The organism is Bradyrhizobium semiaridum (genome assembly GCF_020329505.1).
Classification (GTDB): domain Bacteria; phylum Pseudomonadota; class Alphaproteobacteria; order Rhizobiales; family Xanthobacteraceae; genus Bradyrhizobium; species Bradyrhizobium semiaridum.
In genome coordinates, this window is sequence record NZ_JAGKJJ010000019.1 from 48159 (window position 1) to 73743 (window position 25585).

Consider the following 25585-nt stretch of genomic DNA (forward strand, 5'->3'; position numbering starts at 1 on the left):
CTGAACCTCTCGCTACAATTACTGTAGCTAGACGCTACAATATCTGTAGCAACACGCAAGACGGATTCACGATGCCGGAACGGGTTCCGACCGCCAAACGCAGCGTTCGCGGCTCGCGCAGCGGCCGCCCGATCATGGCGCTGCTCGATCTGCTCGGGCGGCGCTGGACGTTGCGGATTCTCTGGGAATTGCGCGAGACCGCGCTGACCTCGCGCGCGCTGCGCACTGCCTGCGACGAGGCCTCGCCGACGATTTTGCAGACGCGGCTGACCGAGCTGCGCGAGGCAGGGTTCATCGAGCTGACGGAGAACGGCTACGCGCTCACGGGGCTCGGCAAGGAGCTATTCCAGACCTTTGCGCCGCTGCATCGCTTTGCCGAGCGGTGGAGCAGGCGCTGATCTTCTCTCTCCCCGCCCTTCGCGGGGAGAGGGCTGGGGTGAGGGACTCCATCCGCGAGTGTGATTTGTCGAGGGACCTGTATCCCCTCACCCGCCGCGCAAGCGCGCGGCGACTTCTCCCCGCAGGCGGGGAGGGTGAAGGAAGGCCTCGCTCGATGAGCTACGCCATTGCCACCGTTAGGCTGGCGCCATCGGCGCCGACCACCTTGACCCGGCTGCCGGCCGGCAGGTCGGGGCCGGCGACGCGCCAGATCGTGTCGTCGATCCGCACCGTGCCGGTGCCGTCGATGATCGGCTTCTCCAGGGTGAATTCGCGGCCGATCAGGGCTTCGTTGCGGCGGTTGAGGAACGGATTGCTCTTGCTCGCCTCCCGCGTGCTCCTGGCAAAATGCCGCCATGCCGGCACGGCAGCCACCGCAAACACCGCGAACATCAGGAGCTGCGTCTGCCAGGATGGCGTGAACACGAACGACAAGAGACCGACCAGGAGCGCCGCGAGCCCAAGCCAGAACAGGAACACGCCGGGCGCGGCCAATTCCAGCGCCATCAGGATGAAGCCGAAGATCAGCCAGTTCCAGCTGCCCAGGGTCGAAAACATCTCGGTCATGACGTGATCTCTAAATGCCTCCACAGCGACGCTGAGCTCCCTCTCCCCTTGTGGGAGAGGTGAACTGAGTATGCCGCGACCGACATCGCCCTCACCGTTGCGGCACAGGCGGTGACGATGGTGGCGTCGGGCCGGCCGGCGGCACCGAGCCGCGGCGCGCGGCGGCCGTGGCGGATGCCGCGCTCTCGCCGAAGGTGGCGCGGGCGATCTCGCCGATGCCGGCGAGCGAGCCCAGCACGCTCGATGTCTCGATCGGCAGCATCAGGATCTTCTGGTTCGGCGATTCCGCGAGCTGGCCGAACGCCTTGATGTATTTGTCGGCGATGAAATAGTTCAGTGCGGCGACGTCGCCCTTGGCGATCGACTCCGACACCATCTGCGTCGCCTTGGCCTCGGCCTCGGCGAGACGCTCGCGCGCCTCGGCGTCGCGGAAGGCGGCCTCGCGGCGGCCTTCGGCCTGCAGGATCTGCCCCTGCTTGGCGCCCTCGGCGCGCAGGATCTCCGACTGCCGCTGGCCTTCCGCCTGCAAGATGTCGGCGCGCTTGACGCGCTCGGCCTTCATCTGCCGGCCCATCGCCTCGACGAGGTCGGCCGGCGGCACGATGTCTTTAATCTCGATGCGGTTGACCTTGACGCCCCAGGGCGACACCGCGGCGTCGACGACGCGCAGCAGCCGCTCGTTGATCTCGTCGCGATGCGACAGCACCTGGTCGAGATCCATCGAGCCCATCACTGAACGGATGTTGGTCATGGTCAGCACGGTGATCGCCTGCGTCAAGTTGGCGACCTCGTAGCTCGCCTTCGCCGCGTCGAACACCTGGAAGAAGGCGACGCCGTCCACCGTCACGGTGGCGTTATCCTTGGTGATCACCTCCTGCTCGGGGATGTCGATCACCTGCTCCATCATGTTGATCTTGCGCCCGATGCGATCGAAATACGGCACGATCAGATTGAGGCCGGGTGACAGCGTGCGGGTGTATTTGCCGAACCGCTCGATGGTCCAGTCATAGCCCTGCGGGACGGTCTTGACCCCGGCGAACAACGTGACGATGACGAGAAGAACAAGGGCGATCGCGAAAATATCGAAACCAGTCATAAAGTCCTCCAGGGCCGGCGAGACCGTCGCCGGGCGCGGTCGGTACGTTGGTCGGCAGGACCGCTGCGCCGGTTCAGCCCGGCTGTTGTTCTGATCATGAGGTAGGAAGCGGTGGCGCGGGCAGCCAGATGTATGAAGGCTGAACCGACCCTTCGTGTCCAGTGTCGCGGATCGTTAACGATCCGGTCCAGCCCCTCTGACCAGGCCGTTCAAATCCAGCCTTGAAGCTCGCGCAGCACCAGCTGGCGGATCACGTCCATGCCGCCGTCGCTGTCGTTGAGGCAGGGGATCGCGGCGAACTGCTCGCCGCCATTGTGCCGGAATATCTCGGCGTTCTCCTGCGCGATCTCCTCCAGCGTCTCCAGGCAATCGGCGGAGAAGCCCGGCGTCACCACGGCGATCCGTTTCACGCCCTCCTTCGCCAGCCGCTCGACCGTCTTGTCGGTATAGGGCTGCAGCCACTCGGCATTGCCGAAGCGCGACTGGAAGGTGAGGACCAGCTTCGAGGCCGCGAGTCCGAGCCGCTTGCGCAAGGCGTCGGTCGTCGCGATGCACTGCGCTTGGTACGGATCGCCCTGGTCGACATACTCCCTCGGCATGCCGTGGAAGGATGCCAGAATGATCTCGGGCTGAAACGGCAGGCTCGCCAGATGCGCGTCGATCGAGACCGCGAGCGCCTCGATATAGTTGGGATCGTCATAGTAAGGCGGCGTCACCCGCAAGGTCGGCTGCGCGCGCATCGCGGTCAGCACGCGGAACGCCTCGTCGCACACGGTCGCCGAGGTCGCGGCGGAATATTGCGGATAGAGCGGCACCACCAGGAGACGGCTGCAGCCCTGCGCGGCGAGCGCCTCGATCCGCGCTTTGATCGACGGGTTGCCGTAGCGCATCGCCCAGTCGACCACGACGTGACCGTGCGCGGCGATCGCCTCCGCAAGCTTGTTGGCCTGCGAGCGCGTGATCGTCTTCAGCGGCGACTCGTTCTTCTCGGTGTTCCAGATCTTCAGATAGTCGCGCGCCTTGCTGCGCGGGCGCCGGCGCAGGATGATGCCGTTGAGGATCAGCTTCCAGACCAGGCCCTGATCCTCGATCACCCGCGGATCGGACAAAAATTCCTTCAGATACACCCGCACGCCCGCAGTATCGGCGGTATCCGGCGTGCCGAGATTAACCAGCAGCACGCCGACCCGCTCCGGCCTGGTGGTCGCCGCCGGCGTCGGACTCTCGAAGGGAATGACCGTGCTCATGCTGGTGTTCTCAGGACGGAGCTTCTTCACGTCGGGTTTCTGGGGCTTCGCGCGTTGCTCAAACCTTGTCAAGCCGAGTGCCGGTTGGGTACGTTCCGGCGGGAATAGGGGGAACCATGACGGTCGCCGAATGGTGCGTCTTCGGGACGCTGATGCTGTCGCTCCTGACGATCGCGTCGGTGAAATGGGCCGGCTTCCGCCGTTTCGACAATTCCCGGCCGCGCGATTCCGATTTCTACGACGACCCGATCCGCTCGCGCGCGCTCGGCGCCCACCAGAACGGGCTGGAGGCCTTTCCGTTCTTCGCCTTCGCGGTGCTGCTCGCCGAATACCGCGTCGGCCCGCTGCGGCTGATCGACGAGCTGGCCGTGCTGTTCCTGATCGTGCGCATCGCCTACGTCTTCACCTATATCGGCAACCGCCCGACCTTGCGCTCGATCCTCTGGAGCATCGGCTTCGCGATCAACGTCGCGATCTTCCTGCTGCCGGCGCTGCGGGGCTATGTGACGGGGTGAGGACGAATTCGCCTCTGTGGGCGATCCAGTACGCGGGGACCGTACCTAAAGACACGTCGCCCGCTCGGCCGCGACGTAGCCGAACAACAGTCCGATCCCGAACAGCAGCACGAGCCCCGCGGCGGCGAATTCCAGTCCGCGCATGATCAGCATGCCGCCGCCGTCGCGCGCCGCGCTGAGCTTCTCGGCCAGGCCGCGCGCCGACACTGCGACAAGCGCGATCGCGGCGACCGTGATCGCGGTGCCGAGTCCCATCACGAAGGTCGCGGCGATGCCGGCCCAGAACAGGCCCTGCGCCAGCGCAAACACCAGCACCAGGATCGCGCCCGAGCACGGCCGGATGCCGATGGTGAGGATCGCGCTGAGGCCGCGCCGCCAGCCGCCGGGACCGGCGAGCTCGGCCGGCGTCGGCCCGTGCGAATGGCCGCAATGCTCGTCATGGACGTGGCCGTGATCATGGTCGTGGCCATGATGATGATGGTGATGACCATGGCCATGGTCGTGATAGCTGTGGTCGTGATGATGCGCGCCGGCCAACGCCAGCTCCGGGCGCGGCACCTGCAGCGCGCGGAAGAAGCCGCCGCCCTTGAGCCAGACGAGCCGGGCGCCGAACAGCGCGATCAGGGCGTAGCTGGCGATCTCGATCGCCTTCTCCGCTCCGCACATCGTCTTCGCGGTCGCGTTGAGCAGCCAGGCGCAGATCCCGACGAGAGTGACGGCAACCAGCGACTGCATCAGCGCCGAAGCGAACGACAGCACGATGCCACGCCGCGCGGTCTCGCGGTTGGCGACCATGTAGGACGAGATCACCGCCTTGCCATGACCGGGCCCAGCGGCGTGGAAGATCCCGTAGGCAAAGGAGATCGCCAGCAGCGTCCAGACCGCCGAGCCGTCGGATTTCGCCGCGCGGATCGTCGCCGACATCTCGCGGTAGAATTCAGACTGCTTGGCCAGCAGCCAGCCGACGATCCCGCCCTGCGGCTCGGGCGCGGTGCGCGGCGCGCCGAACGGATTGTGCGCCAGCAGCCCGTGCACGGCGCCATCGAGCAGCGCGCACGCCGCCCACAGCGCGGCGGACATCGCGAGGCCGCGCATCACGCGGGAGGCGGTCGGTATCATGGGCACTCCACGGTGACCTTGTTGGCGAACATCATGCCGAAATTGGCGTTGCTGCCGTCGAGAAAATTCTGCTCACCCAGCTTCTGGGCCGCGGCGCTGCCGTCGTTGGGCCGCTGGAACTGCATCTTGCAGTCGGCCGAAGCGCCGACCAGCTTGATCGGGTCCTTGTCGGCATACTGGAAGTCGATGAAGTAGCTCGGGTCGAACACTTCGAGCGAGAGCTCCTTCGTCTTGAACGGCGTCTTCGCCGGCAGCGTGAAGTGCAGCGTCAGCGCCGTGTCCTTGTATTCGAGGAAGTAGTCGACCGGCTCCAAAAACTTCTGCTTCTTGCCGTCAGCCTTGGCAAAGGTGAAGTAGGCGTATTCCTTCAGCGACTCGACATTGGTCTGCGCCAGCGGTGCCAGCTCCTCGCGGCTGTAGGCGCCCTTGACCTTGGTCTCGATGCCCTGCAGCGCGTAGGTCGAGAACATGTCGTCGAAGGTCCAGGCGTGCCGGATGCCGGTGATGGTGCCGTCGGCGGCGTAGATCAGCTCGCTCTTCGCCGTGATCCAGACATGCGGATGGGCCTGCGCGGCGGCCGTGCCGAGCACGACGGCGGCTGCCAGCACCAGCGAAGCGGCCAGGCGGTTGAGAAGCGGCCGCACCGTCAGGCCGCCTCGGAGGCTTCGAGCAGGCCGCGGCGGCGCAGCAGCGCGTCCGGCTCGGGCTCGCGGCCGCGGAACGCGACATAGGCCTCCTCCGGATCGCGCGAACCGCCCGAGGAGTAGATGTCGTCATGCAGCCGCTTGGCGGTCGCCGGATCGAAGATGTCGCCGGCCTCCTCGAAGGCGCCGAAGGCGTCGGCATCCATCACCTCCGACCACATGTAGCTGTAGTAGCCGGAGGCATAGTGGTCGCCGGAGAAGATATGGCCGAACTGGGTTGGCCGGTGGCGCAGCGAGATTTCGGCGGGCATCCCGATCTTCTCCAGCTCCTGCTTCTCGAACGCCCGGACGTCGCGGCTCGCCGCCGCCGGCTGGGTGTGGAACTCGAGGTCGACCAGCGCCGAGGAGACGAACTCGACCGTGGCAAAGCCCTGGTTGAACTTGCGCGCCGCGAGAAAGCGCTTGAGCAAATCATCCGGCAGCGGCTCGCCGGTCTGGTAGTGGCGGGCGAAGCGCTGCAGCACCTCGGGCCGCTCCTGCCAGTGCTCGTAGAGCTGCGAGGGCAGCTCGACGAAGTCGGTGAACACAGAGGTGCCCGACAGCGAGGGATAGGTGACGTCGGAGAGTATGCCGTGCAGGCCGTGGCCGAACTCGTGGAACAGGGTCCGCGCGTCGTCGGGCGAGAGCAGCGACGGCGCACCGTCGGCGCCCTTGGCGAAGTTGCAGACGTTGATGACCAGCGGCGCGACGTCGTGGTCGAGCTTCTGCTGGTCGCGCAGTGAGGTCATCCAGGCGCCCGAGCGCTTCGAGGGCCGGGCGAAGTAGTCGCCGTAGAACAGCGCCTTGTGCTTGCCGTCGCGGCCCTTGACCTCCCAGACCCGGACATCCGGATGCCAGACCGGGACGTCCTTGCGCTCCTCGAAGGTGACGCCGAACAGGCGGGTGGCGCAATCGAAGGCGGCCTCGATCATGTGGTCGAGCACCAGGTAGGGCTTGATCGCGGAGTCGTCGAAATTGGCGCGGCGCTGCCGCAGCTTTTCGGCGTAGTAGCGCCAGTCCCACGGCGCCAAGGTGAAATTGCCGCCCTCCTCCGCGATCAGCGCCTGCAGCGCGTCGCGGTCGGCGAGCGCGCGCGCCCGCGCCGGCTTCCAGACCCGCTCCAGCAGGCCGCGCACCGCCTCGGGCGTCTTGGCCATGGAATCCTCCAGCCGATAGGCGGCGTAGGTCGGAAAGCCCAGGATCTTCGCGCTCTCCTCGCGCAGTTTGAGGATCTCGACGATCGTCTCGTTGTTGTCGTTTGCGTTGCCGTTGTCGCCGCGGGCGATGAAGGCCTTGTAGACCTTCTCGCGCAAATCGCGCCGCGCCGAGCTCTGCAGGAACGGCTCGACCGAGGAGCGCGACAGCGTCACGATCGCCTTGCCGGCCATGCCGCGCTCGGCAGCGGCGGCCTTGGCTGCCGCCACGAAGGTCTCGGACAAGCCCGCACGGTCGTCCTCGCCGAGCTCCATCGACCACTCCTGCTCGTCGCCGAGCAGATGGTGGCTGAAGGAAGTGCCGAGATGGGCTAGGCGCTCGTTGATCTCGGCCATCCGCGCCTTGGCGGCGTCATCGAGGCCGGCGCCGGCGCGGTGGAAACGGGTATAGGTGCGCTCCAGCAGCCGGAGTTGCTCGCCGGTCAGGCCGAGCTTGGCGCGCTTCTCGTGCAGCATGGCGATGCGGCCAAACAGCACAGCGTTCATCATGATCGGATTCCAGTGCCGCGCCATCCGGAGCGACACCTCCTTGTCGATCTCCAGGATCTGAGGGTTGGAGTGCGCCGAGACCAGGCCGTAGAACACGGCGGCGACCTTCGACAGCAGCTTGCCGGAGCGCTCCAGCGCCGTGATGGTGTTCTCGAAGTCGGGCAGCGACGGATCGTGGGTGATTGCAGCCACTTCCGCCGAATGGTCGGCGAAGGCCTGCTCGAAGGCGGGCAGGAAATGCTCCGGCTGGATCTCGGCAAAAGGCGGCGTCTCGAACGGCGTCTGCCACGCCTTGAGAAGGGGGTTGGCCAAGGTCTGGAGCTCGGCCTGCGCGCTGGTTTCCGACATCGAATATCCCGTTTTTCGCCTTGAAAATGCGGTTCGGACTATATCACCCGATACGGCATTTTTGGGCCTTTTGCGCTTGATAGATGGGGACTTTTCGGAGAGATTGCGCCCCCTGAACAGGACCTAATTCATGAGCACGCAGCCCACCGCCTCCAGCAACCGCGTCATCGTCTGGCCGAGCGTCGTCACCGTGATCTCGGCGGCGATCCTGATCGGCGCCGAGGTGTTCGGCGCCGCGTTCGCCGGCGGCTGGGCGCTCGCGATCCTGTTCGGGCTCGACGATGTCGGCGCGCACATCCTGCAGGCGGTGCTGTTCGGCGTCGGCGTCTTGATCATGATCGCCTTCATCCGCGCCGCACAGCGCATCGAGCCGTTCACGCGTCGCGCGTGAGCGCAGCGATTCAAGAAAGCGCTGCGGCGCAGGGCTAAGACGCACACGCTTCGTTAGCCAATCTTAACAGCGGTTCATCTTCAGCGTCGCACGACGCCTGCTGCTCGCGAGATCGCAAGCACGCGTTAGGGAAATTTGTCGCGATCGCAAAAAAATTCTTGCGCCGCGAAGTCAAAAGACTTATTTCCTCGCTTGCCCAATTTCGCACGTGCCTGTGGTCGTGTGTCAGTCGGTAGGTATCCGGACAAGAGGCCGGACAGCCGCCAAGGGGTGGAAGAACCGAGGGTCGCTCCCGTTAGTCATGACGGATCAAGCGGCCAGCATCTCTCTCCAGGGATGCCGTTGAAGGTCTCGCCACGTCTTGCAACCGTGACTGGCAGCCGGAGGCGAACCGGCGCACCCCGCTCTCAACGGGGGACGCGACTTAAAGCAACGACGGATCGGGCTTTTTTGGTCTCTACCGGCAGTCCAACGCCGGCGCGGGCTACTGAAAAGGCTTGTCCTTCATTGCCAGGTGAGCGGGCGGGAAACTCTCCCAACCAATCCACGGCAGCACAGTCTGGTTTGAGTCTTTTGGCCTCAATGCGCCTCCATCGCGCGATGTGGCCAGAGCGCTCTTATCCGACGTCACGTTGATGCGGATCCCGTCGCTGGGGCCGTTGGAGAGTGCCATGACCGAACGTATCCAGGAATTCCTGCGTCACCGCCGCAGCGAAGGTCTCGACACCGAGCCGTGCCTCGTCGTCGACCTCGAGGTCGTGCGCGACAATTACCAGACCTTCGCCAAGGCGCTGCCGGACAGCCGCGTGTTCTACGCGGTGAAGGCCAACCCGGCGCCCGAAGTGCTGTCGCTGCTCGCCTCGCTCGGCTCCTGCTTCGACACCGCGACGGTTGCGGAAATCGAGATGGCGCTGGCCGCCGGCGCGACCGCGGACCGCATCTCCTTCGGCAACACGATCAAGAAGGAGCGCGACATCGCGCGTGCCTACGCGCTCGGCATTCGCCTGTTCGCGGTCGACTGCGCCGCCGAGGTCGAGAAGATCGCCCGCGCCGCTCCCGGCGCCAAGGTGTTCTGCCGCATCCTCTATGACTGCGCCGGCGCCGAATGGCCGCTGTCGCGCAAGTTCGGCTGCGACCCGGAGATGGCGGTCGAGGTGCTCGACCTCGCCAAGCGCCTCGGGCTGGAGCCGTGCGGCATCTCGTTCCATGTCGGCTCGCAGCAGCGCAAGGTGAAGGCCTGGGACCGCGCGCTGGCGATGGCGTCGACCGTGTTCCGTGACTGCGCCGAGCGCGGGATCAATCTCACCATGGTCAACATGGGCGGTGGCTTCCCGACCAAGTACCTGAAGGACGTTCCGCCCGTGCTGCAATACGGCCGGTCGATCTTCCGTGCCCTGCGCAAGCATTTCGGCAACCAGATCCCGGAGACGATCATCGAGCCGGGCCGCGGCATGGTCGGCAATGCCGGCATCATCGAGACCGAAGTCGTTCTGATCTCCAAGAAGAGCGACGATGACGAGGTGCGCTGGGTGTACCTCGACATCGGCAAGTTCGGCGGTCTCGCCGAGACGATGGACGAGTCGATCCGCTACGCCATCCGCACCCCGCATGACGGGGCGGACATGACGCCGTGCGTGCTCGCCGGCCCGACCTGCGACTCTGCCGACGTGCTGTACGAGAAGCTGCCGTATCCGCTCCCGGTGACGCTCGAGATCGGCGACAAGCTGCTGATCGAGGGCACCGGCGCCTATACGTCGACCTACTCGTCGGTGGCCTTCAACGGCATTCCGCCGCTGCGGACCTACCACATCTGATCCGCCTCGCATTCGAGGCCTGATGAACCGGGAGCCGGCCCAGCCGGCTCCTCCCCCGTCATTTTTGACTTTCTGAACGACGCTTGCCGCGGCGTACGCGATGCCGTTGCAAGCGGGGACTGACGTGCCATGACTGCAAAACGGAACACCCCCGTTGCCCTCATCCGGGATGCCGCTGCGTTCGCGATCCGTGCGGAGCGTGCCTCGGACGTCGTCGCACGCGAAGCGCTGCTGGATGCCTGCTTTGGCGCGAACCGCCATACGCGCACCTGCCAGCGCCTGCGCGACGGACGCGCGCCCGCCGAAGGCCTGAGCCTTGCGGCCGTGCGCCAGGACGGCCGGCTGGTTGGAACCGTGCGGTTGTGGCACGTCAGCGCGGGGGGCCGTAGCGCGCTGATGCTGGGGCCGCTGGCTGTCGACGACGACTGCCGCGGCCTCGGCGTCGGCGCCGCCCTCATGCAGCGCGCGCTGGCCGTCGCCAGGGCGCGTGGCCACGGCGCGGTGATCCTGCTCGGCGATGCGCCCTATTACGTCAGGTACGGCTTCACGGCCGCCAAGACCGGCGAGCTGTCGCTGCCGGGCGCGTTCGAGCGCGAGCGGCTGCTTGGGTTCGAGCTCATCGAGGGCGCGCTCGACGGCGCCTGGGGCATGATCACGCCGACCGGCGCCGCCCTGAAGATGAAGGCATCCCGCGCCCGCACCCGGAAGGCACCGCTCGCCGTGCCGCACGCGGCGTAGAGGCGGGCCGCCATGTCGGAGAACCTTCCCGCCATCGACGGCGCGCGCCCGCGCTGGCGCGGCCTCGTCACCACGGTGATGCTGGTGCTGATCTCGGTGATGATCGTCCGCGACATCCTGGTCCGGCGCTGGGCCGGCTCGCCGCCGTCGCCGCCGGGCACCACCCAGCAGTCCCGCTGAACCCGCCGCCCGGCTAGAATCCGGGGGTTGCACGGGCGTCGAGAATGCCCGTAAACCCCGCGCCAAGCCCTTTTCAGTCGAGGTCCCGAGATGCCCCGTCGCCTGATTTCCACCGGTTCGCCCTTCGAGAAGACCGCCGGCTACAGCCGCGCCGTGATCGACGGCGATTTCGCCTTCGTCGCCGGAACCACGGGCTACGACTACACCACGATGACCATGCCCGAAGATGTCACGAGCCAGTCACGGAACTGCTTCAAGACCATCGAGGCTGCCCTCAAGGAGGGTGGCTTTGCGATGGCCGACATCGTCCGCGCGACCTACTACCTCACCGACGCCGGTGATGCAGAGGCGCATTTCGCGGTCTGCGGCGAGGTGCTCGGCGACATCCGCCCGGCGGCGACGCTGCTGATCGTCGCGGGGCTCTACAAGCCCGAGATGAAGGTCGAGATCGAAGTCACCGCAAAGCGTCGCAACCCCTGATCCACTCTATTTGCCGCTAGGCACTCTCCTGGAGAAAATGATGAGTTCCTCCTCGCAGATCTACGCGAAGATCACCGGCCCAATCGTCATGGTCGGCTTCGGCTCCATCGGCAAGGGCACGTTGCCGCTGATCGAGCGGCATCTCGACTACGACAAGTCGCGTGTCACCGTGATCGATCCGAAGGACGAGGGCCGCAGGGCGCATTGCGAGAAGCATAATGTCCGGTTCATTCAGAAGGCGGTGACCAGGGACAATTATCGCGAGCTGCTGACCCCGCTGCTCACCGAGGGCGGCGGCCAGGGCTTTTGCGTCAATCTGTCGGTCGACACCGGCTCGACTGACATCATGGAACTCTGCAACGAGGTCGGCGCGCTTTATATCGACACCGTCAACGAGCCCTGGCTCGGCTTCTATTTCGATGCGACGAAGGGCCCGGAGGCGCGCTCCAACTACGCGCTGCGCGAGGTGACGCTGGCCGCCAAGCGGGCGCGGCCGGCCGGCTCGACGACGGCAGTCTCCTGCTGCGGCGCCAATCCCGGCATGGTCTCGTTCTTCGTCAAGCAGGCGCTGCTCAATGTCGCCGCCGATCTGAAGCTTAACGCCCCCAAGCCGAAGACCAGGGCCGAATGGGCCGATTTGATGCGGCAGGCCGGCGTCAAGGGCATTCACATCGCCGAGCGCGACACCCAGCGCTCGAAAACGCCGAAGGAGCCTGATGTCTTCGTCAACACCTGGTCGGTGGAAGGCTTCCTGTCGGAAGGCGTGCAGCCGTCCGAGCTCGGCTGGGGCACCCATGAGAAATGGATGCCCGAGAATGCGCGGACCCACGAGGCCGGTTGCGGCGCAGCGATCTATCTGATGCAGCCGGGCGCCAACACACGCGTGCGCACCTGGTGCCCGACCCGCGGCGCGCAGTATGGCTTCCTCGTCACCCACAACGAGTCGATCTCGATCGCCGATTACTTCACGGTGCGCGACGCGTCGGGCACGGCGGTCTACCGGCCGACCTGCCACTATGCCTATCATCCGTGTGACGACGCGGTGCTGTCGCTGCACGAGATGTTCGGCCGCGCAGCGAAGATGCAGGAGAAGCACCATATCCTCGACGAGAACGAGATCGTCGACGGCATCGACGAGCTCGGCGTGCTGCTGTTCGGCCACGACAACAACGCCTACTGGTACGGCTCGCAGCTCTCGATCGAGGAGACGCGCCAACTCGCGCCCTACCAGAACGCCACGGGCCTGCAGGTGACCTCCGCCGTGCTCGGCGGCATGGTGTGGGCGCTGGAGAACCCGAACGAAGGCATCGTCGAAGCCGACGAGATGGACTTCGATCGCCTGCTGGAAATCCAGCTGCCCTATCTCGGTCCGGTGAAGGGCTTCTACACCGACTGGACCCCGCTGACCGATCGTCCGGGACTGTTTCCGGAGGACATCGACACCTCGGATCCGTGGCAGTTCAAGAATATCCTGGTGCGGTAGGGCAACGCACTCTCAACCTCGTCATTCCGGGATGGCCCGTGAGGGCCAGGCCCGGAATCCATTTCGCGACGGAGTAGCGGCCTGATGGATTCCGGGCTCGCGCTTCGCGCGCCCCGGAATGACGGGGTGCCGCTGCCAATATCGAAAAACAACCCCATGCGAAGGAGCCGGCAACTGCCGGCGTTCGGCAGCAACTTGACATGTCGGGCAACTCAGGGGTATTCTTCCAATATTCCGAAATCGGTTCTCTCGGCGCCTGCGCGTCACTTCGCCATGTAGTCGAACGCCACCGAGCCGAGGCCGAGCGTCAGGTCGGCCTTGTAGTGCAGCGCCGAGACCACCTCGCGCACCGGCAGGCGGGCGACGTCGCACAGCGCGTGCGGGAACAGGCCGAGCGCGGCAGGGCCGGTCCAGGCTTCCTTCAGCGTGATCTCCTCGAGATGGAAACGCACCAGCTCGCAGATCCGCGGGCTGCCGTCGACATGCGGGATGATCTTCAAAATGAAGTTGGGCGCCTTCATCGATTTGAGCACTGCGTCGTGGTCGACCTTGCGGTGCTTGTAGCCCATGGTCGCGGAGGCGCAGAGCACCGAGCCGTAATGCAGCGAGCCGACCAGCACGTCGCTCTCGACCGCGATCTTGGGCTTCGCCAGTTTCTTCGGAAATCCCCACAGCTCGCGGCCGCCGGCGATCGGGCCCTCGTCGTCGAGATACATCGCGTGGGTATAGGCGCCCTCCTCGCCCTTGAAGCGGACCGGGATCACCTGCCCGGTCTCGGTGTAGTCACCGAAGCCGGTGGAGTCGGGCATGCGGATGAACTCGTACTTCACGACCGGCTCGGCGACCTCGAGCGGCTCGGGCACCACGGCTTCGAGGGCCTCGCGGTCGGTCTTGTAGGTGACGATGAAGTATTCGCGGTCGTAGAACCGATAGGGCCCCGGCGGGAACGACGGGTTGGTGAGTGGCATCGAATAGGCGGTGCGCCTGACGTCCTCGATCTTCATGTGAGCCCCATCTGCCGTTGGCGTGACGGCAGATTATGGACGGGGCGGGCGGCGGAGGCGAGGCCGGAGAATCGGCAGTCGCCGTCAAATACGCGTCACAATGCGTCTACTTCTGCTTGATCGGCGGCGCAGTCTTCTCGGCCGGGGCCGGCGGCAGCACCGGCTGGGCACCGGACTTCTGCGCGTCGGCATCGGGCCGCGCCGGCTCGGGCGCCGGCGTGGTCGGACGGTCGCCGCCGGGCTTCGACTCGGCCGGCGGCGCGGTCTTCTGCGGCTCGGGCGAGGGTTGGGTCGGGTGCGTCGCCTGCGCCATCTGCTCCCGCGAGGTGGGTTGCTCCTGCGACTGCGAGCCGATCTCGCGCAGCGAGAGGCCGATCAGCGCGACGCCCGCCACCAGCAGGACGGCGGCAATCACCAGATCGCCCCGCATTCGCTTCGTGTGGTCCGCTGCCATGTCTCGTATGCCTCGCGACTTGTTCGCGAGGTCAACGATCCGGCAACGGCATGGTTCCGAGGCATTGCCGCCCGGGAACTCAATCCGCGGTGTTGCTCTCCCAAGTGGCATGGCGCACGCCGGTCAGCGGCTCGAACTCGGCCACGACGGCGTTCAGTTCGCTGGGATCGACCGCAGTCGCGACCAGCTTCGCCACGATTTCCAGATGGTCGTCGCCGATCTCGACCACATCGACATCGGCCACCGGGTAATTGGCGGCCTCGAGCTTCTCCACCAGGCGGTCGCGCATGGTGGCAAGCGCCTCGGTGGTGACCGCGAGCTTGACGTAATAGGTCGCCTCCGAGGCCTTCTCGTTCAGCGGGATGCGGTTGATGGCGTTGACCAGCGGGCGCAACAGCGTGTTGCCGGCGATCACGAACACGGTCAGCGCCGCCGCCTGCGCCACCATGTCGGCACCGGCACAGGAGCCGACCGCAGCCGAGGCCCACAACGTCGCCGCGGTGTTCAATCCGCGGACGTCCATGCCCTGCTTCATGATGACGCCGGCGCCGAGGAAGCCGATGCCCGACACCACATAGGCGATCACGCGCACCGCGCCCGCGGCACCTTCAAGATGCATTGCCAGATCGACGAATGCTGCGGCGCCGACCGCGACCAGCACGTTGGTGCGCAGCCCCGCGGTGCGCTGCCGGTACTGCCGCTCGGCCCCGATCAGCGTGCCCAGCACGAAGGCCGAAAACAGGCTGACCAGCGTGTCGATGAAGTCGGCGATCTGGAATGTGGTGAGAAAGCGCATGACGCTGCAGAATTCTTCTTTGGCGCGTTTTCTCTACGCGAACCGGTCCCACTTCGCTCGAAAACGCTTTGGATAACGCAGCGATCTCTTACATTTCCAGGATGCCCGCGTCACCATCTTCTGCGCCGAAGGCGAGCAGCGTGCCCTTGGCATTCCACGCCAGCCCCGACACCGGCGAGCCGCCGGTCCGCCGCACCAGGATCTCGGCGCCGTCCTCGAGACGGACCATCAGCACCGTGCCGTCGCTGTAGCCGACGGCCATGATGTCGTTCTTCGGATGGCAGGCCACCATCGAGACCCGCGCCGGCATCGGCGCCAGCATCGCCGGCTCCTTGCCCATCGGGCCGTCCTTGGAGGTGAACGGCCAGACGATCACGCTGTCGGCGCCCGAGGTGGCGAGGCCCTTGCCACCGGCGCTCCACGACATCGAGCGGACGCGGCCGGGATAGCCGCTCATCCGCATATGCCTGGAATCGGCGAGCCGCCAGCCATGCATCGCCGGCTCGTGCATCGCGGTAACCAGAAACTTGTTGTCCGGACTGAAGGTGACGGCGAGGTGCGAGCCGGCCCATTCCAGAAATTCCGGATTGGCGGCCATGTTGGGAAACCACAGCGTCACGCCATTGTAATGCGCGATCGCAAGCCGCAGGCCCTTCGGCGCGAAGGCGAGACCGCCGACGGTCGAGGGCACCTCGAACGTCTTCTCCTCGCCCTTTGGACCACGCACGAAGGCGGTCTTTCCCGCTGACCACGCCAGCGTGCCGTCGCCATGCAGCGCGACATTGTCGATCCAGCGCCGCTTGGCGTCGGTGGCGACGACCGAGGTCTCGCCCTTGTCGTCGATCGCGATCAGCTTGCCGTCGTCGCCGCCGGTGACGAGCCGCTTGCCGTCGGACGCCGCGCACAGGATGGCGCCGAAATGGGTCGGCACGCGGTTGATCTCGCCGTCCTTGGTGACGATCGCGACACTCTCCTCGGCGCCGACGAAGAAGGCGCGGTCGCCGAGGAAATGCACCGAGCCGACCGCCGCGCCCAGCGGCGTCAGCTTGACGCGATCGGTGATCGAAACGATGGAAGGCCCGTCGGGGGCGTCGAAGTTATCAATCACGTCGCGATGCACTTCTCGAAGCCGTCGCGGATCGCCTGTTCAGGCAGCTCGCGACCGATGAACACGACCCGGCTCTCGCGCTTCTCGCCGTCCTTCCATTTGCGCTGGTGGTCGCCCTCCAGCATCATGTGGACGCCCTGGAACACGTAGCGGTCGTCGTCGCCGGTGAAGGCGAGGATGCCCTTCGAGCGCAGGATCTTCTGGCCCTCGGTGGCGACCAGCTGCTGCAGCCACGGCATGAACTTGGTCGGATCGAGCGGCTTGTCCGAGCGCAGCGACAGCGACTGCATGTCCTCGTCGTGATAATGCTTCAGCCCGCCATGGCCGTGATCGTGATGATGGTGGTCATGGTCATGGTCATGATGGTGATGATCGTGGTCATGGTCATGATCGTCGCCGGCCTCGAGGAAATCGGGCTCGATCTCCAGGATGCGGTCGAGGTCGAATGCGCCGCGCTCCAGCACGTCGGTCAGCCCGACCTGGCAGCGCTCGGTGCGATGCAGTTTCGCGTACGGATTGATGCCGCGAATGCGGGCCTCGACCTCCGCGAGTTCGGGCTTGGAGACCAGATCGGTCTTGTTCAGCACGATGACGTCGGCGAACGCGATCTGGTTCTTGGCCTCCGGCGCGTCCTTGAGGCGGTCGCTCAGCCACTTGGCGTCGGCGACAGTCACGACGGCGTCGAGCCGGGCGTTCTTCTGCACGTCCTCGTCGACGAAGAAGGTCTGCGCCACCGGGGCCGGATCGGCAAGGCCGGTGGTCTCGACGATGATGGCGTCGAACTTGCCCTTGCGCTTCATCAACCCGTCCATGATGCGGACGAGGTCGCCGCGCACGGTGCAGCAGATGCAGCCATTGTTCATCTCGAACACTTCCTCATCGGCGCCGATGATGAGGTCGTTGTCGATGCCGATCTCGCCGAATTCGTTGACGATGACGGCATACTTCTTGCCGTGGTTCTCCGACAGGATGCGGTTCAACAGCGTGGTCTTGCCGGCGCCGAGATAGCCCGTCAGCACGGTCACAGGGATTTTTTGCGAGGTTTCCACCATAACAACTCCAAACGAACTTTTTGGGAGGCACTCAACCAGGCAGGGAGGGCCCCTGCCCTACTCGGCGAGCGCACCGGTCAGGGCCTTTATATTGTGCCTGACCATATCAATGTAAGTGGGGGCGTCGCCCTTTTCGCCCGTCAAACTGTCCGAATACAGGGTGCCGCCGACCTTTGCGCCGGTCTCGGCCGCGATCCGCTCAATCAGGCGCGGATCACTGATATTTTCGAGAAAAACTGCCGGAATTTTCGCAGCTTTGATCTGCGAGATGATATCAGCGATATCCCGTGCGCTGGGCTCGGAATCGGTAGAGACGCCGATCGGCGCAATGAACTGGATGCCGTAGGCGGCCGCGAAATAGCCAAAGGCGCCATGGGTCGAGATCACCTTGCGGCGATCTTCCGGTAGTTTCGCCACCGCGTCCCGCACCTCGCGATCGAGGGCGTCGAGCTTGGCCAGATAGGCTTCGGCGCCGGCCTTGAAGGCGTCGGCCTGATCGGGGGCGACAGCGATCAGGCCGTCGCGGATGTTGCCGACATAGATTTTCGCATTGGCGACCGACTGCCAGGCATGCGGATCGGCCTCGCCGCCGAGTTTCAGCGGTGTGATCCCCTTGGTCGCCACCGCGATCGGCGCCTTGCTGCCGGAAGCCTGCAACAGCCGGGGCATCCAGCCCTCGAAGCCGAAACCATTGACCAGCAGGAGACGCGCGGCCGCGACCTTCCTGACGTCCGCCGGCGTCGGCGCATAGACATGCGCATCGCCGTCGGGGCCGACCAGCGCAACCACATCGACGCTGTTACCGCCGACATTGCGAACCATATCGGCAAGGATCGAGAAGCTGGCCACGACATTGACGCGTTCGGCGGCGCGCGCGGTGCCGCCCGCCATCGCGAGCGACAGACAGATCAGCCCCAGCAGCCACTTCATCACATCACGCCTCGAGATGCCGGCCGGGGAATAGCTGCCGCACCAGCCCGCTGACATTGCCGAACAGGAGCGACACCACGTAGAGCCCGGCCGCGACCAGGATGATCGCGGGGCCGGACGGGATGCGGGTTTGGAACGACAGCACCAGCCCGGCATAGCCCGACAGCATCGCGCTCGCCACCGCGACGCAGATCATGGTGGTGATGTCGCGCGACCAGAACCGGGCGATGCCGGCGGGCAGGATCATCAGCCCGACGCCGAGCAGCGTACCCAGTGCATGGAAACCGTTGACGAGGTTGACCACCACCAGCGCCAGGAACGTGAGGTGCGCCGGCGCGCCGGCCCGGCTCACCGTGCGCAGGAACACCGGATCGACGCATTCGATCACCAGCGGGCGATAGATCACCGCCAGCAGCAGCAGTGTGACCGTGGCATTGAAGGCGATCACCAGCAGGGTCTGGTCATCCATCGCGAGGATGTTGCCGAACAGCACGTGCAACAGGTCGATATTGGTGCCCTTGATCGAGACGATGGTGACGCCGAGCGCGAGCGAGACGAGGTAGAAGGTCGCGAGCGAGGCGTCCTCCTTGAGCTCGGTGGTGCGCGCGACGAGGCCGGCAAGCAGCGCGACGGTGAAGCCGGCGATCAGCCCGCCCGTCGTCATCGCGAACAGATTGAGGCCGGAGATCAGGAAGCCGATCGCGGCGCCGGGCAGGATGGCGTGCGCCATGGCATCACCGACCAGGCTCATCCGGCGCAGCATCAGGAACACGCCGATCGGCGCGCCGCCGAGCGATAGCGCGATCACCGCAGCGAGCGCGCGGCGCATGAACTCGAACTCGGTGAAGGGCGTGATCAGCGCGTCTGATAGCATCGGCGTCAGGCGGCCCTCGAACGCGGGTCGACGCCGCAGGCGGCGGCGGAATCGTCAAAAGCCTCGCACATCCGCATCGCGACCATCAGGTTGTCGGGCGTCAGCGCCTGCGCGGTCGGCCCCCATTCCACCGGGCCGCGCGCCAACAGCAGCGTCTCCGGAAAATTGTTGCGCACCATTTCGAGGTCGTGCAGCGCCGCCAGCACGGTGCGGCCCTCGGCGTTCCAGCGCTTCACCAGCGCCAGCAGGTCGGCGGTGGTCTTGGCATCGATGGCGTTGAAGGGTTCGTCGAGCACGATCAGGCGGGCGTCCTGGAGCAGCACGCGCGCGAACAGCATGCGCTGCATCTGGCCGCCGGACAGCGTGCCGATCGGCCGGTTCTCGAAGCCGTTGAGGCCGACCGCGGCGATCGAAGCTAGGATATTCTCCCGCGCAGCCTTGCTGATGCCGCCGAAGAAGCCGGTGGCGCGCCACAGCCCGGTGCCGACAAAATCGAACACCGAGATTGGGAAGCTGCGATCGATATCGGCCGACTGCGGCAGGTAGGCGATGTCTCTGACGTCAAGTCCGTCGAGATCGATCACGCCGGACAGCGGCTTGAGCACGCCGGCGATGCCGCGCAGCAGCGTCGACTTGCCGGCGCCGTTGGGGCCGATCACGGCGAGCAGCGCGCCGCTCTCCACCGCGCCGTTGAGGTGATGCACCGCCGGATGGCGGTCATAGCCGAGCGTGACATCGCGGAAGGTAACGAGCGCAGCCATCGCTCACCTCATCGCCAGCCAGACGATGCCCCATAGGCAGGCGCTGACCGCCAAGGCCGCCGCCAGCCGCGCCGGCACGGTCATGCGCAGGATCGACCAAGGCGCGACCTGGGCCGGATGCGCGTGCGGGCCGTGGCTATGGCCATGGTGGTGGGCATGGGAATGATCGTGGGCGTGGGAGTGCGTCTGGGCCATGGGAGTAGTGTTATATTATAACATAACGTAAGTCCATCGCGGCAGGCCTCGCGGCTCTGCCGATCAGGGTTGCGAGGGGTAGCCCTGTCATCCCTGTCGTTCCGTGGCTCGCGCGCCAACAGGCGCGCCCCGGAATGACGCGGGAGACGGCTTGCGTCGACCGGTGCGGGGTCCGGTCTCGCCCGGCCCGCCTCACGCCGTCGCGGCTTGCGCGCAATTCGTCAGCCGCGCCGGGACGCCGACTGCGGTGCAGCCGGCCGGCACGTCCGCCGTCACCAGCGCATCGGCACCGATCTTGGCGAAATCGCCGATGCTGATATCGCCGATGATGGTCGCTCCGGCGCTGACAAAGACGCCGCGGCCGATCTGCGGCGCATGGCGCGGATCGGCCTGATCGCGCGTGATCGTGACGTTCTGCAGGATCGTCGCCTCGTCGCCGATCACGACCAGCGCGCCGATGATCAGCCCGGTGCCGTGATCCAGAAACACCTGCGTTCCGATCGCGGCCGATGGGTGGATGCTGACCTGCAACTGATCCGACGCTGCGCTCTGCATCATCAGCGCGAGATCGGCGCGGCCGCCGCGCCACAGCCAGTTCGACACCCGCCAGGCCTGCAGCGCGACGTATCCTTTGAAGTTCAGCAACGGCGGCAAGAGGCCCGTCATCGCGGGATCGCGGCGAACGATCGCCTGCAGATCATGGCTTGCGGCATCGACCAGCGCCGGCTCGGCGGCGAACGCCTCGCCGGCAGTGCGCATGAACTGTGCGCGATCGGCCTCCGCACGACCGATGCGCCGGCCGATCAGCGAGGCGAGCGCGCGGCCGAGATCAGGATGTTCGAGGATGGCGGTGGCTTGCGCACGGAGGAACGGATCGGCCGCAGCGGCAGCCACGGCTTCCCGGCGGATCTGCTGCCAGAGGTCGTCGATCGACAGGAATTCAGCCGCAGCCATCATGCGCTCCCAATGCCGGGAGTCAGAGATGAGCACGGCCGCGCGAAACCGCAGGCGACACCCAGTCAGCACGTGAGGTGAGCATGCTGGTCAGGCTCCCTCCCCCCTTGCGGGAGAGGGTGGGGAGAGGGGTACCGCTTGTTCCGCTCTTGATGGGGAGCGAAGTGCATGCGCGTCGATGAACGAGATGCTGCTTGATGCAGCTCCGTTCAATCTCGCGCATCTCGCCCCGGCGCCACCCCTCTCCCCTACCCTCTCCCGCAAGGGGAGAGGGAGCCTGGGCAATGTGCTCACCTTACTGCTTCAACGCGTAAGCGATGCGAGCCCCCAAACGCAAACCGCCCGCTTGCTCATCGCAAACGGGCGGCTCGTGGCCATCAGGTGCTATGGGGGCACATCGCCTGAAGGCTTAGCTGGGGCTTGCGATCAGCCCTGCGGCGGCTGGTCGTTCGGCGGGGTCGGACGCGACTTCTGCTGGGCCATGAAGGCGTCGAACTCTTCCTTGTCCTTGGCGTGGCGCAGGCGATTCAGGAAATCCTTGAACTCCTTCTGCTCCTCCTCGAGACGGCGCAGCGTCTCGGTGCGGTATTCGTCGAAGGCGCGGTTGCCGCTCGAGGGCGGGCCGAAGCCAAAGCCGAAGCCGCGGCGCTCCATGCGGTCGCGCATGCGATCCATCTTGAACTGCATCCGCTCCATCTTGTTCTGCCAGCGATCCATGTCGTTGTGACTCCAACAACCCATCTTTCTGCTCCCGTAGGTGAAAAGGAGAATAGCGAGACCGATCGGCCACCAGATCATGAAGCCGAGGATGATCAGCGCGATCTTGAGGGGGTGCCACGGCGCCCAGTGCATATGCATGTGCGGCGGGTACTGTTCTTCAACGGGGCCGCGCCAGCGATTGACATCAGCGGTGTAGGCCATTTCCCTTCTCCATCACGGCATCACGCCGTTGTGAATGTAAATAACATTTACATAGGTAGCCGATCCCTTGGGAAAGTCAAGCGGAGCGGATGACGCACCCCGCCAATTATTTTTGGAATTTTATTTCGCCTTGCCCCAAGGGCCGGCCTTGTCGCCTGGCGGCCTATCGTCCAGCGGCGGCGGCGTGGCGCCAGGCCGGCGCTCGGTCGGGAAGCCGAGGCCGCGCAGATAGATCAGCACCTCGGCCTCGAGCAGCTCTTCCGGCGACATCGGCAGCTTTCTGCGCGCGGCATCGCCGCGGCCGAACAGCGAGGCCACGCCATGCGACATCGACCAGATGTGCAGCGCCATCATCATCGCCGGCGGACGCGGCATGCCGGGCGGCGCCAGCGCCGCAAGCCGCTCGGCGGCGGCGCGGATGATTGCGAAGGCGCGCTCGCCTGCGGCCATCAGCGCCGGATTTGCGTCGGGCGGCAGGCCGGATTCGAACATCGCCGAATAAAAGGCGGGCTCCTCGCGCGCGAAGGCGAGATACGCCCGGCCGACCCGCTCGAACGCCGTGACGGTGTCGGGACGGCCGTCGTCCCAGGCCTGGGTCAACGCCGCTTCGAACTGCTCGAAGCCGCGCTGCGCGATGCTGGCGATCAGTTCGTCGCGGTCGCGGAAATGCCGGTACGGCGCCGCCGGGCTGACGCCGGCCATGCGCGCGGCATCGGCGAACGTGAAGCCGGCGGGTCCCTTCTTCGAGATCAAGTCGAGCGCCGCCTGCAGCAACGCCTCTTTGAGATTGCCGTGATGATAGCCGCGCTCACTGCGGCCTTGGTCCTTCCGCCAGCTCATGTGAACGGCTTTTACATGAGGCGGCGGTAAAGGTCACTACCGGCGGGATGCGGCGCCGATCAAGATTAACGGATGGCTGCCCCCGCGAGGTGGCTCGCGTAGCCCGGATGGAGCGCAGCGCAATCCGGGGCAGATGATCCGCGGTGAGGCTTCCCCAGATTGCGCTTCGCTGCACCCGGGCCACGGAGCCGCAGACGCCGCTGCATGTGGAGAGAGCAGATCCCACCCGCTTTGCTCTCACGAGCAAAGCAACCTCCCCTTTTCAAGGGGAGGTTGAGCTTTCCCGTCTCACTGTCCCGGGATCGGCAGCACCGGCATGATCTCGACGGCATCGCCGGGGAAGATCGTGAAGTGCGGGTGGTTCTCGAACAGCTTTGCCGCCGCCTCGTGCGACTCGGCGCGCACCACAGTGTAGCCGGTGATCTGGTTGGAGATGTCGGCAATGCCGTTCGGACCGACCCGCTTGGTCTTGCCGAGCGGGCCGCCCATCTCGACCAGCACATCCTTGTGCTTCTCGACCCAGGCGCCCCAGGCCGCCAAGCCCTGCTGCTCCTTGGCGCGCCGTTCGGCCTCGGGCATCGCGTTCCAGGCCGCCATGCCGCTGCCGGTGTTGCCGCTGCCGAGATAGACCGCGACGTAGGTCTTGCTGGTGCTCATGTGTGCTCCTCTGTGGTTGGTCGGTTCGACAATAGTGGATCAGCGCAGCGCCTTGCCCCAGCCGCCCTGCGGATGCTCGAAGGTGGCAGCAGCCTGCTGCACCTCCTCGGAGAAGTCGCCCATCTCCTGGACCTGGCGGATCTCGATGATCTCGTTGGCGGTGGCCGGGCACTGCTTCGCCCATGCGATCGCCTCCGCGCGCGAGGCGACCTCGATCATCCAGAAGCCGCCGATCACCTCCTTGGATTCGGTGAACGGACCGTCGGTGACGACGGGCGCGCCGGTGGCGAACGAGACCCGCGCGCCGGTTGCCGGCGGATGCAGGCCCTCCAGCGTGATCAGCACGCCGGCGTCCTTCAGCGCCTGATTGTACTTCATCATCGCAGCGACGCGTTCGGGATCGAGGTCGAGCTCCGCCCGGGCAGTCTCATAGCCGAGCGGGATCATCAGCATCATGAAACGCATGGAATGGATTTCCTCTGGTTCGTTCCGGGACGTGCGAAGCACGATCCCGAAATCTCGCAAAACGACTTCCAGGTTCCGGGCCCGGCCCTGCACGCCGCCCCGGACTGACGACAGCATCGTCACGCTTTGCCGGCCTGCGCGCGCAGGCGCTCTTCCTGCTCGCGCAGTTCCGGGGTGAGCGCCTCGCCGAAATCCTCGGCCGCGAACACCTGGCGGATCTCGATCTCGGAGCCGGCATCGAACGGCGCGCGCTTCATCCAGTCGATGGCCTCGTCGAGCGACTTGGTCTCGATCAGCCAGAAGCCGCAGACGAGATCGCTCGAGAGGTTGAACGGCCCGCGCGTCACCGTGCTCTGCCCGCCGGCATATTTCACGCGCGCGCCCTTGCTGGTGGGGTGCAGACCCTCGCCGGCCTGCATCACGCCGGCCTTGACCATCTCCTCGTTGAACTTGCCCATTGCGGCGAGCAGCTCCGTGCTCGGCATCACGCCGGCCTCGGTGTCCTTGCTCGCCTTCACGATCACCATGAACTTCATCGTCTGCTCCGCTATCTTGTGGCCGGTCCCGGCCGATGCTCGCCTGAAAGACGGTGCGCAGCTTGCCGCGCCGACACCTCTTCGAAAATTATTCCGCGGGTCATTGACGCGGCGCGATGCCGCGCCTCGGCCTCAACCGGCGCTTGGAAGACGAACGGGAACCGGCGAATGCGACACGCCGGGCAAAAATATTTGCCCGGCCGCCTGTCTGCAGGAACTGGCCTAACCGTCCTTCGGCAGCATGCCGAAATAGGGCTCCGCCTGCTTCAGCACGCGCGCAAAGGACGGCCGCGCCTTGAGCCGTTCCAGATAGGCGGCGAGGCGCGGATGGCCGTCGCCGAACGGCTCGTTCAGGTTGCCGTAGAACAGCGCCGGCGCCGCCGCGCAGTCGGCCAGCGTGAAGCGCTCGCCCATCATCCACCCGGTCGCCGCGATCTCGCGCTCGAGCAGCGCATAGGAGGTACGCAGCTGCGCCCGCGCCTCCGCCACGCCGTGCGGGTCCTTCCTGTCGGCCGGGCGGAGCCGGTCGCCGACGATCTTCTGCATCGGTAGATGGACGTAGAGATCGAGCACGCGGTCGCGCAGCCGGGTCTTCAGCGCGAGGTCGGCATCCTCCGGGATCAGCCGCGTGGACGACGGATAGTGCCGGTCGAGATACTCGATGACGATGCTGGACTCCGGCACGGTCTCGCCGCGCGCCTCGTCGCGCAGCACAGGAAACTTGCCGATCGACCACAGCGCGAGCAGCGCGGCGCGTTCGGCGGGATCGCCGAGATTGACCAGGTTCGGCGTGAACGGCGCGCCGTTCTCGTACAGCGCGATCAGCGCCTTCCAGCAGAACGAGGACAGCGGGTGGTAATGCAAGGTGAGCGACATCGGAACTCCATGGATGGTCGAATGCGCATAGGACGAACCGGATGCGCGCGCGCCGACATCGCGCGCGAAAACAATTTTGTCCAGTTCAGCCGAAAGTCCTACCACGGATGCGCGGCGCGCATCACCCGGCGCGCAAAACGCACTGCGACGTGGCGAGCGGCCTCCCGCGCCGTCATCCTGGCGAAGGCGAGGAGCCATAACCCCCGAGTCTGATCGAGAATGGGGATAGTGGCTCCAGCGTTTTCGCCAAGGCGACGATACATACATTCACACTCTCTCAGAAAGACGGGGGTGCGCGATTTCGCGTCGCTCGGTTGACATCGCAGGTCAAAGATCGCAGACGGTCGGCTTCTCCCCGCC

31 protein-coding genes are annotated in these 25585 nt (G+C 65.9%); 8 read left to right on the forward strand and 23 right to left on the reverse strand.

Annotation, left to right across the window (positions count from 1 at the left end; all coding sequences use genetic code 11):
* Window positions 1-71: 71 nt before the first annotated feature.
* Window positions 72-398: a winged helix-turn-helix transcriptional regulator gene (locus J6500_RS20915; protein WP_225714578.1), complete on the forward strand. Its 327-nt coding sequence runs from the start codon at window positions 72-74 to the stop codon at window positions 396-398.
* Window positions 399-558: 160 nt separating this feature from the next.
* On the opposite strand, the gene J6500_RS20920 is transcribed toward J6500_RS20915, so the two are convergent.
* The 3 genes from J6500_RS20920 to hemH form a co-directional block, all read right to left on the reverse strand.
* Window positions 559-1005, reverse strand: coding sequence for an NfeD family protein (locus J6500_RS20920; protein ID WP_225714579.1), 447 nt, complete (start codon window positions 1003-1005; stop codon window positions 559-561).
* Window positions 1006-1096: 91 nt separating this feature from the next.
* Complete coding sequence (locus J6500_RS20925) at window positions 1097-2101, reverse strand: SPFH domain-containing protein (RefSeq protein ID WP_225714580.1); 1005 nt, start codon at window positions 2099-2101, stop codon at window positions 1097-1099.
* 209 nt (window positions 2102-2310) lie between these two features.
* Window positions 2311-3348: a ferrochelatase gene (hemH, locus tag J6500_RS20930; RefSeq protein WP_225714581.1), complete on the reverse strand. Its 1038-nt coding sequence runs from the start codon at window positions 3346-3348 to the stop codon at window positions 2311-2313.
* 116 nt (window positions 3349-3464) lie between these two features.
* Between hemH and J6500_RS20935 the strand changes: the two genes are divergently transcribed.
* Window positions 3465-3863 carry an MAPEG family protein gene (locus J6500_RS20935; RefSeq protein ID WP_225714582.1) on the forward strand — a complete coding sequence of 133 codons (399 nt, stop codon included), beginning with the start codon at window positions 3465-3467 and terminating at the stop codon, window positions 3861-3863.
* A gap of 45 nt (window positions 3864-3908) precedes the next feature.
* Here J6500_RS20935 and J6500_RS20940 read toward each other — a convergent pair whose 3' ends face one another.
* Genes J6500_RS20940 through J6500_RS20950 form a run of 3 tightly spaced genes read right to left on the reverse strand, consistent with a single transcriptional unit; the run spans window position 3909 to window position 7716 of the window.
* The gene (locus J6500_RS20940; RefSeq protein WP_376707835.1) at window positions 3909-4982 is read right to left on the reverse strand and encodes a nickel/cobalt transporter; all 1074 of its coding nucleotides are present in this window, start codon (window positions 4980-4982) and stop codon (window positions 3909-3911) included.
* Window positions 4979-5632 (reverse strand): DUF1007 family protein, encoded by a 654-nt coding sequence (locus tag J6500_RS20945; RefSeq protein ID WP_376707837.1) that lies wholly within the window; start codon window positions 5630-5632, stop codon window positions 4979-4981. The genes J6500_RS20940 and J6500_RS20945 overlap by 4 nt, the downstream gene beginning before the upstream one ends.
* Entirely contained in the window at window positions 5629-7716 is a 2088-nt protein-coding gene (locus J6500_RS20950; RefSeq protein ID WP_225714585.1) for a M3 family metallopeptidase, read from the reverse strand. The genes J6500_RS20945 and J6500_RS20950 overlap by 4 nt, the downstream gene beginning before the upstream one ends.
* A 130-nt stretch (window positions 7717-7846) precedes the next feature.
* Between J6500_RS20950 and J6500_RS20955 the strand changes: the two genes are divergently transcribed.
* Window positions 7847-8107, forward strand: a complete 261-nt coding sequence (locus tag J6500_RS20955) for a hypothetical protein (protein WP_211988199.1) — start codon at window positions 7847-7849, stop codon at window positions 8105-8107.
* A 484-nt stretch (window positions 8108-8591) separates the two neighbouring features.
* On the opposite strand, the gene J6500_RS20960 is transcribed toward J6500_RS20955, so the two are convergent.
* Complete coding sequence (locus J6500_RS20960; protein WP_225714586.1) at window positions 8592-8780, reverse strand: hypothetical protein; 189 nt, start codon at window positions 8778-8780, stop codon at window positions 8592-8594.
* Between J6500_RS20960 and J6500_RS20965 the strand changes: the two genes are divergently transcribed.
* The 5 genes from J6500_RS20965 (at window position 8779) to J6500_RS20985 (ending at window position 12802) form a co-directional block, all read left to right on the forward strand.
* Entirely contained in the window at window positions 8779-9921 is a 1143-nt protein-coding gene (locus tag J6500_RS20965) for a type III PLP-dependent enzyme (protein WP_225714587.1), read from the forward strand. The genes J6500_RS20960 and J6500_RS20965 overlap by 2 nt on opposite strands.
* Before the next feature lie 129 nt (window positions 9922-10050).
* Window positions 10051-10659, forward strand: coding sequence for a GNAT family N-acetyltransferase (locus tag J6500_RS20970; protein WP_225714588.1), 609 nt, complete (start codon window positions 10051-10053; stop codon window positions 10657-10659).
* Window positions 10660-10671: 12 nt separating this feature from the next.
* Window positions 10672-10839 carry a hypothetical protein gene (locus J6500_RS20975; RefSeq protein ID WP_225714589.1) on the forward strand — a complete coding sequence of 56 codons (168 nt, stop codon included), beginning with the start codon at window positions 10672-10674 and terminating at the stop codon, window positions 10837-10839.
* A 90-nt stretch (window positions 10840-10929) separates the two neighbouring features.
* On the forward strand, window positions 10930-11319 hold the full coding sequence (locus tag J6500_RS20980; RefSeq protein ID WP_225714590.1) for a RidA family protein: 390 nt from the start codon (window positions 10930-10932) through the stop codon (window positions 11317-11319).
* 40 nt (window positions 11320-11359) lie between these two features.
* The gene (locus tag J6500_RS20985) at window positions 11360-12802 is read left to right on the forward strand and encodes a homospermidine synthase (protein ID WP_225714591.1); all 1443 of its coding nucleotides are present in this window, start codon (window positions 11360-11362) and stop codon (window positions 12800-12802) included.
* A 263-nt stretch (window positions 12803-13065) separates the two neighbouring features.
* Here J6500_RS20985 and J6500_RS20990 read toward each other — a convergent pair whose 3' ends face one another.
* From J6500_RS20990 to J6500_RS21065, 16 genes are all read right to left on the reverse strand, one after another.
* The gene (locus tag J6500_RS20990) at window positions 13066-13806 is read right to left on the reverse strand and encodes an acetoacetate decarboxylase (protein WP_225714592.1); all 741 of its coding nucleotides are present in this window, start codon (window positions 13804-13806) and stop codon (window positions 13066-13068) included.
* 106 nt (window positions 13807-13912) lie between these two features.
* Window positions 13913-14221 (reverse strand): hypothetical protein, encoded by a 309-nt coding sequence (locus tag J6500_RS20995; RefSeq protein ID WP_312018231.1) that lies wholly within the window; start codon window positions 14219-14221, stop codon window positions 13913-13915.
* Between the two features lie 118 nt (window positions 14222-14339).
* Complete coding sequence (locus tag J6500_RS21000; protein WP_225714594.1) at window positions 14340-15056, reverse strand: MgtC/SapB family protein; 717 nt, start codon at window positions 15054-15056, stop codon at window positions 14340-14342.
* Between the two features lie 88 nt (window positions 15057-15144).
* Complete coding sequence (locus tag J6500_RS21005; protein WP_225714715.1) at window positions 15145-16161, reverse strand: WD40 repeat domain-containing protein; 1017 nt, start codon at window positions 16159-16161, stop codon at window positions 15145-15147.
* Entirely contained in the window at window positions 16161-17216 is a 1056-nt protein-coding gene (locus J6500_RS21010; RefSeq protein WP_225714595.1) for a CobW family GTP-binding protein, read from the reverse strand. The genes J6500_RS21005 and J6500_RS21010 overlap by 1 nt, the downstream gene beginning before the upstream one ends.
* A 57-nt stretch (window positions 17217-17273) precedes the next feature.
* The gene (locus J6500_RS21015) at window positions 17274-18146 is read right to left on the reverse strand and encodes a metal ABC transporter substrate-binding protein (RefSeq protein WP_225714716.1); all 873 of its coding nucleotides are present in this window, start codon (window positions 18144-18146) and stop codon (window positions 17274-17276) included.
* Window positions 18147-18150: 4 nt separating this feature from the next.
* The gene (locus J6500_RS21020; RefSeq protein WP_225714596.1) at window positions 18151-19020 is read right to left on the reverse strand and encodes a metal ABC transporter permease; all 870 of its coding nucleotides are present in this window, start codon (window positions 19018-19020) and stop codon (window positions 18151-18153) included.
* 5 nt (window positions 19021-19025) lie between these two features.
* A complete protein-coding gene (locus J6500_RS21025; RefSeq protein ID WP_225714597.1) occupies window positions 19026-19781 on the reverse strand; it encodes a metal ABC transporter ATP-binding protein in 756 nt (251 codons plus the stop codon).
* 3 nt (window positions 19782-19784) lie between these two features.
* Window positions 19785-19976, reverse strand: a complete 192-nt coding sequence (locus tag J6500_RS21030; protein ID WP_225714598.1) for a hypothetical protein — start codon at window positions 19974-19976, stop codon at window positions 19785-19787.
* A gap of 192 nt (window positions 19977-20168) precedes the next feature.
* Window positions 20169-20930 carry a serine acetyltransferase domain-containing protein gene (locus J6500_RS21035; RefSeq protein ID WP_225714599.1) on the reverse strand — a complete coding sequence of 254 codons (762 nt, stop codon included), beginning with the start codon at window positions 20928-20930 and terminating at the stop codon, window positions 20169-20171.
* Window positions 20931-21356: 426 nt separating this feature from the next.
* A complete protein-coding gene (locus J6500_RS21040; protein WP_225714600.1) occupies window positions 21357-21851 on the reverse strand; it encodes a DUF2852 domain-containing protein in 495 nt (164 codons plus the stop codon).
* Between the two features lie 120 nt (window positions 21852-21971).
* Window positions 21972-22691 carry a TetR/AcrR family transcriptional regulator gene (locus J6500_RS21045; RefSeq protein ID WP_225714601.1) on the reverse strand — a complete coding sequence of 240 codons (720 nt, stop codon included), beginning with the start codon at window positions 22689-22691 and terminating at the stop codon, window positions 21972-21974.
* Between the two features lie 288 nt (window positions 22692-22979).
* Window positions 22980-23348 carry a YciI family protein gene (locus tag J6500_RS21050; RefSeq protein ID WP_225714602.1) on the reverse strand — a complete coding sequence of 123 codons (369 nt, stop codon included), beginning with the start codon at window positions 23346-23348 and terminating at the stop codon, window positions 22980-22982.
* Between the two features lie 39 nt (window positions 23349-23387).
* Window positions 23388-23813 (reverse strand): YciI family protein, encoded by a 426-nt coding sequence (locus J6500_RS21055; RefSeq protein WP_225714603.1) that lies wholly within the window; start codon window positions 23811-23813, stop codon window positions 23388-23390.
* Between the two features lie 119 nt (window positions 23814-23932).
* The gene (locus J6500_RS21060) at window positions 23933-24349 is read right to left on the reverse strand and encodes a YciI family protein (RefSeq protein ID WP_225714604.1); all 417 of its coding nucleotides are present in this window, start codon (window positions 24347-24349) and stop codon (window positions 23933-23935) included.
* A gap of 222 nt (window positions 24350-24571) precedes the next feature.
* Window positions 24572-25225, reverse strand: a complete 654-nt coding sequence (locus J6500_RS21065) for a glutathione S-transferase family protein (protein ID WP_225714605.1) — start codon at window positions 25223-25225, stop codon at window positions 24572-24574.
* Window positions 25226-25585 lie beyond the last annotated feature (360 nt).

What these genes read in the sequence shown, in the direction of transcription:
- J6500_RS20915 (WP_225714578.1), top strand. Translation starts at nt 72, where the DNA reads ATGCCGGAACGGGTTCCGACCGCCAAACGCAGCGTTCGCGGCTCGCGC.
- J6500_RS20920 (WP_225714579.1), bottom strand. Translation starts at nt 1,005, where the DNA reads ATGACCGAGATGTTTTCGACCCTGGGCAGCTGGAACTGGCTGATCTTC.
- J6500_RS20925 (WP_225714580.1), bottom strand. Translation starts at nt 2,101, where the DNA reads ATGACTGGTTTCGATATTTTCGCGATCGCCCTTGTTCTTCTCGTCATC.
- hemH (WP_225714581.1), bottom strand. Translation starts at nt 3,348, where the DNA reads ATGAGCACGGTCATTCCCTTCGAGAGTCCGACGCCGGCGGCGACCACC.
- J6500_RS20935 (WP_225714582.1), top strand. Translation starts at nt 3,465, where the DNA reads ATGACGGTCGCCGAATGGTGCGTCTTCGGGACGCTGATGCTGTCGCTC.
- J6500_RS20940 (WP_376707835.1), bottom strand. Translation starts at nt 4,982, where the DNA reads ATGATACCGACCGCCTCCCGCGTGATGCGCGGCCTCGCGATGTCCGCC.
- J6500_RS20950 (WP_225714585.1), bottom strand. Translation starts at nt 7,716, where the DNA reads ATGTCGGAAACCAGCGCGCAGGCCGAGCTCCAGACCTTGGCCAACCCC.
- J6500_RS20955 (WP_211988199.1), top strand. Translation starts at nt 7,847, where the DNA reads ATGAGCACGCAGCCCACCGCCTCCAGCAACCGCGTCATCGTCTGGCCG.
- J6500_RS20965 (WP_225714587.1), top strand. Translation starts at nt 8,779, where the DNA reads ATGACCGAACGTATCCAGGAATTCCTGCGTCACCGCCGCAGCGAAGGT.
- J6500_RS20960 (WP_225714586.1), bottom strand. Translation starts at nt 8,780, where the DNA reads ATGGCACTCTCCAACGGCCCCAGCGACGGGATCCGCATCAACGTGACG.
- J6500_RS20970 (WP_225714588.1), top strand. Translation starts at nt 10,051, where the DNA reads ATGACTGCAAAACGGAACACCCCCGTTGCCCTCATCCGGGATGCCGCT.
- J6500_RS20975 (WP_225714589.1), top strand. Translation starts at nt 10,672, where the DNA reads ATGTCGGAGAACCTTCCCGCCATCGACGGCGCGCGCCCGCGCTGGCGC.
- J6500_RS20980 (WP_225714590.1), top strand. Translation starts at nt 10,930, where the DNA reads ATGCCCCGTCGCCTGATTTCCACCGGTTCGCCCTTCGAGAAGACCGCC.
- J6500_RS20985 (WP_225714591.1), top strand. Translation starts at nt 11,360, where the DNA reads ATGAGTTCCTCCTCGCAGATCTACGCGAAGATCACCGGCCCAATCGTC.
- J6500_RS20990 (WP_225714592.1), bottom strand. Translation starts at nt 13,806, where the DNA reads ATGAAGATCGAGGACGTCAGGCGCACCGCCTATTCGATGCCACTCACC.
- J6500_RS21000 (WP_225714594.1), bottom strand. Translation starts at nt 15,056, where the DNA reads ATGCGCTTTCTCACCACATTCCAGATCGCCGACTTCATCGACACGCTG.
- J6500_RS21010 (WP_225714595.1), bottom strand. Translation starts at nt 17,216, where the DNA reads ATGGTGGAAACCTCGCAAAAAATCCCTGTGACCGTGCTGACGGGCTAT.
- J6500_RS21015 (WP_225714716.1), bottom strand. Translation starts at nt 18,146, where the DNA reads ATGAAGTGGCTGCTGGGGCTGATCTGTCTGTCGCTCGCGATGGCGGGC.
- J6500_RS21020 (WP_225714596.1), bottom strand. Translation starts at nt 19,020, where the DNA reads ATGCTATCAGACGCGCTGATCACGCCCTTCACCGAGTTCGAGTTCATG.
- J6500_RS21025 (WP_225714597.1), bottom strand. Translation starts at nt 19,781, where the DNA reads ATGGCTGCGCTCGTTACCTTCCGCGATGTCACGCTCGGCTATGACCGC.
- J6500_RS21030 (WP_225714598.1), bottom strand. Translation starts at nt 19,976, where the DNA reads ATGGCCCAGACGCACTCCCACGCCCACGATCATTCCCATGCCCACCAC.
- J6500_RS21035 (WP_225714599.1), bottom strand. Translation starts at nt 20,930, where the DNA reads ATGGCTGCGGCTGAATTCCTGTCGATCGACGACCTCTGGCAGCAGATC.
- J6500_RS21040 (WP_225714600.1), bottom strand. Translation starts at nt 21,851, where the DNA reads ATGGCCTACACCGCTGATGTCAATCGCTGGCGCGGCCCCGTTGAAGAA.
- J6500_RS21045 (WP_225714601.1), bottom strand. Translation starts at nt 22,691, where the DNA reads ATGAGCTGGCGGAAGGACCAAGGCCGCAGTGAGCGCGGCTATCATCAC.
- J6500_RS21050 (WP_225714602.1), bottom strand. Translation starts at nt 23,348, where the DNA reads ATGAGCACCAGCAAGACCTACGTCGCGGTCTATCTCGGCAGCGGCAAC.
- J6500_RS21055 (WP_225714603.1), bottom strand. Translation starts at nt 23,813, where the DNA reads ATGCGTTTCATGATGCTGATGATCCCGCTCGGCTATGAGACTGCCCGG.
- J6500_RS21060 (WP_225714604.1), bottom strand. Translation starts at nt 24,349, where the DNA reads ATGAAGTTCATGGTGATCGTGAAGGCGAGCAAGGACACCGAGGCCGGC.
- J6500_RS21065 (WP_225714605.1), bottom strand. Translation starts at nt 25,225, where the DNA reads ATGTCGCTCACCTTGCATTACCACCCGCTGTCCTCGTTCTGCTGGAAG.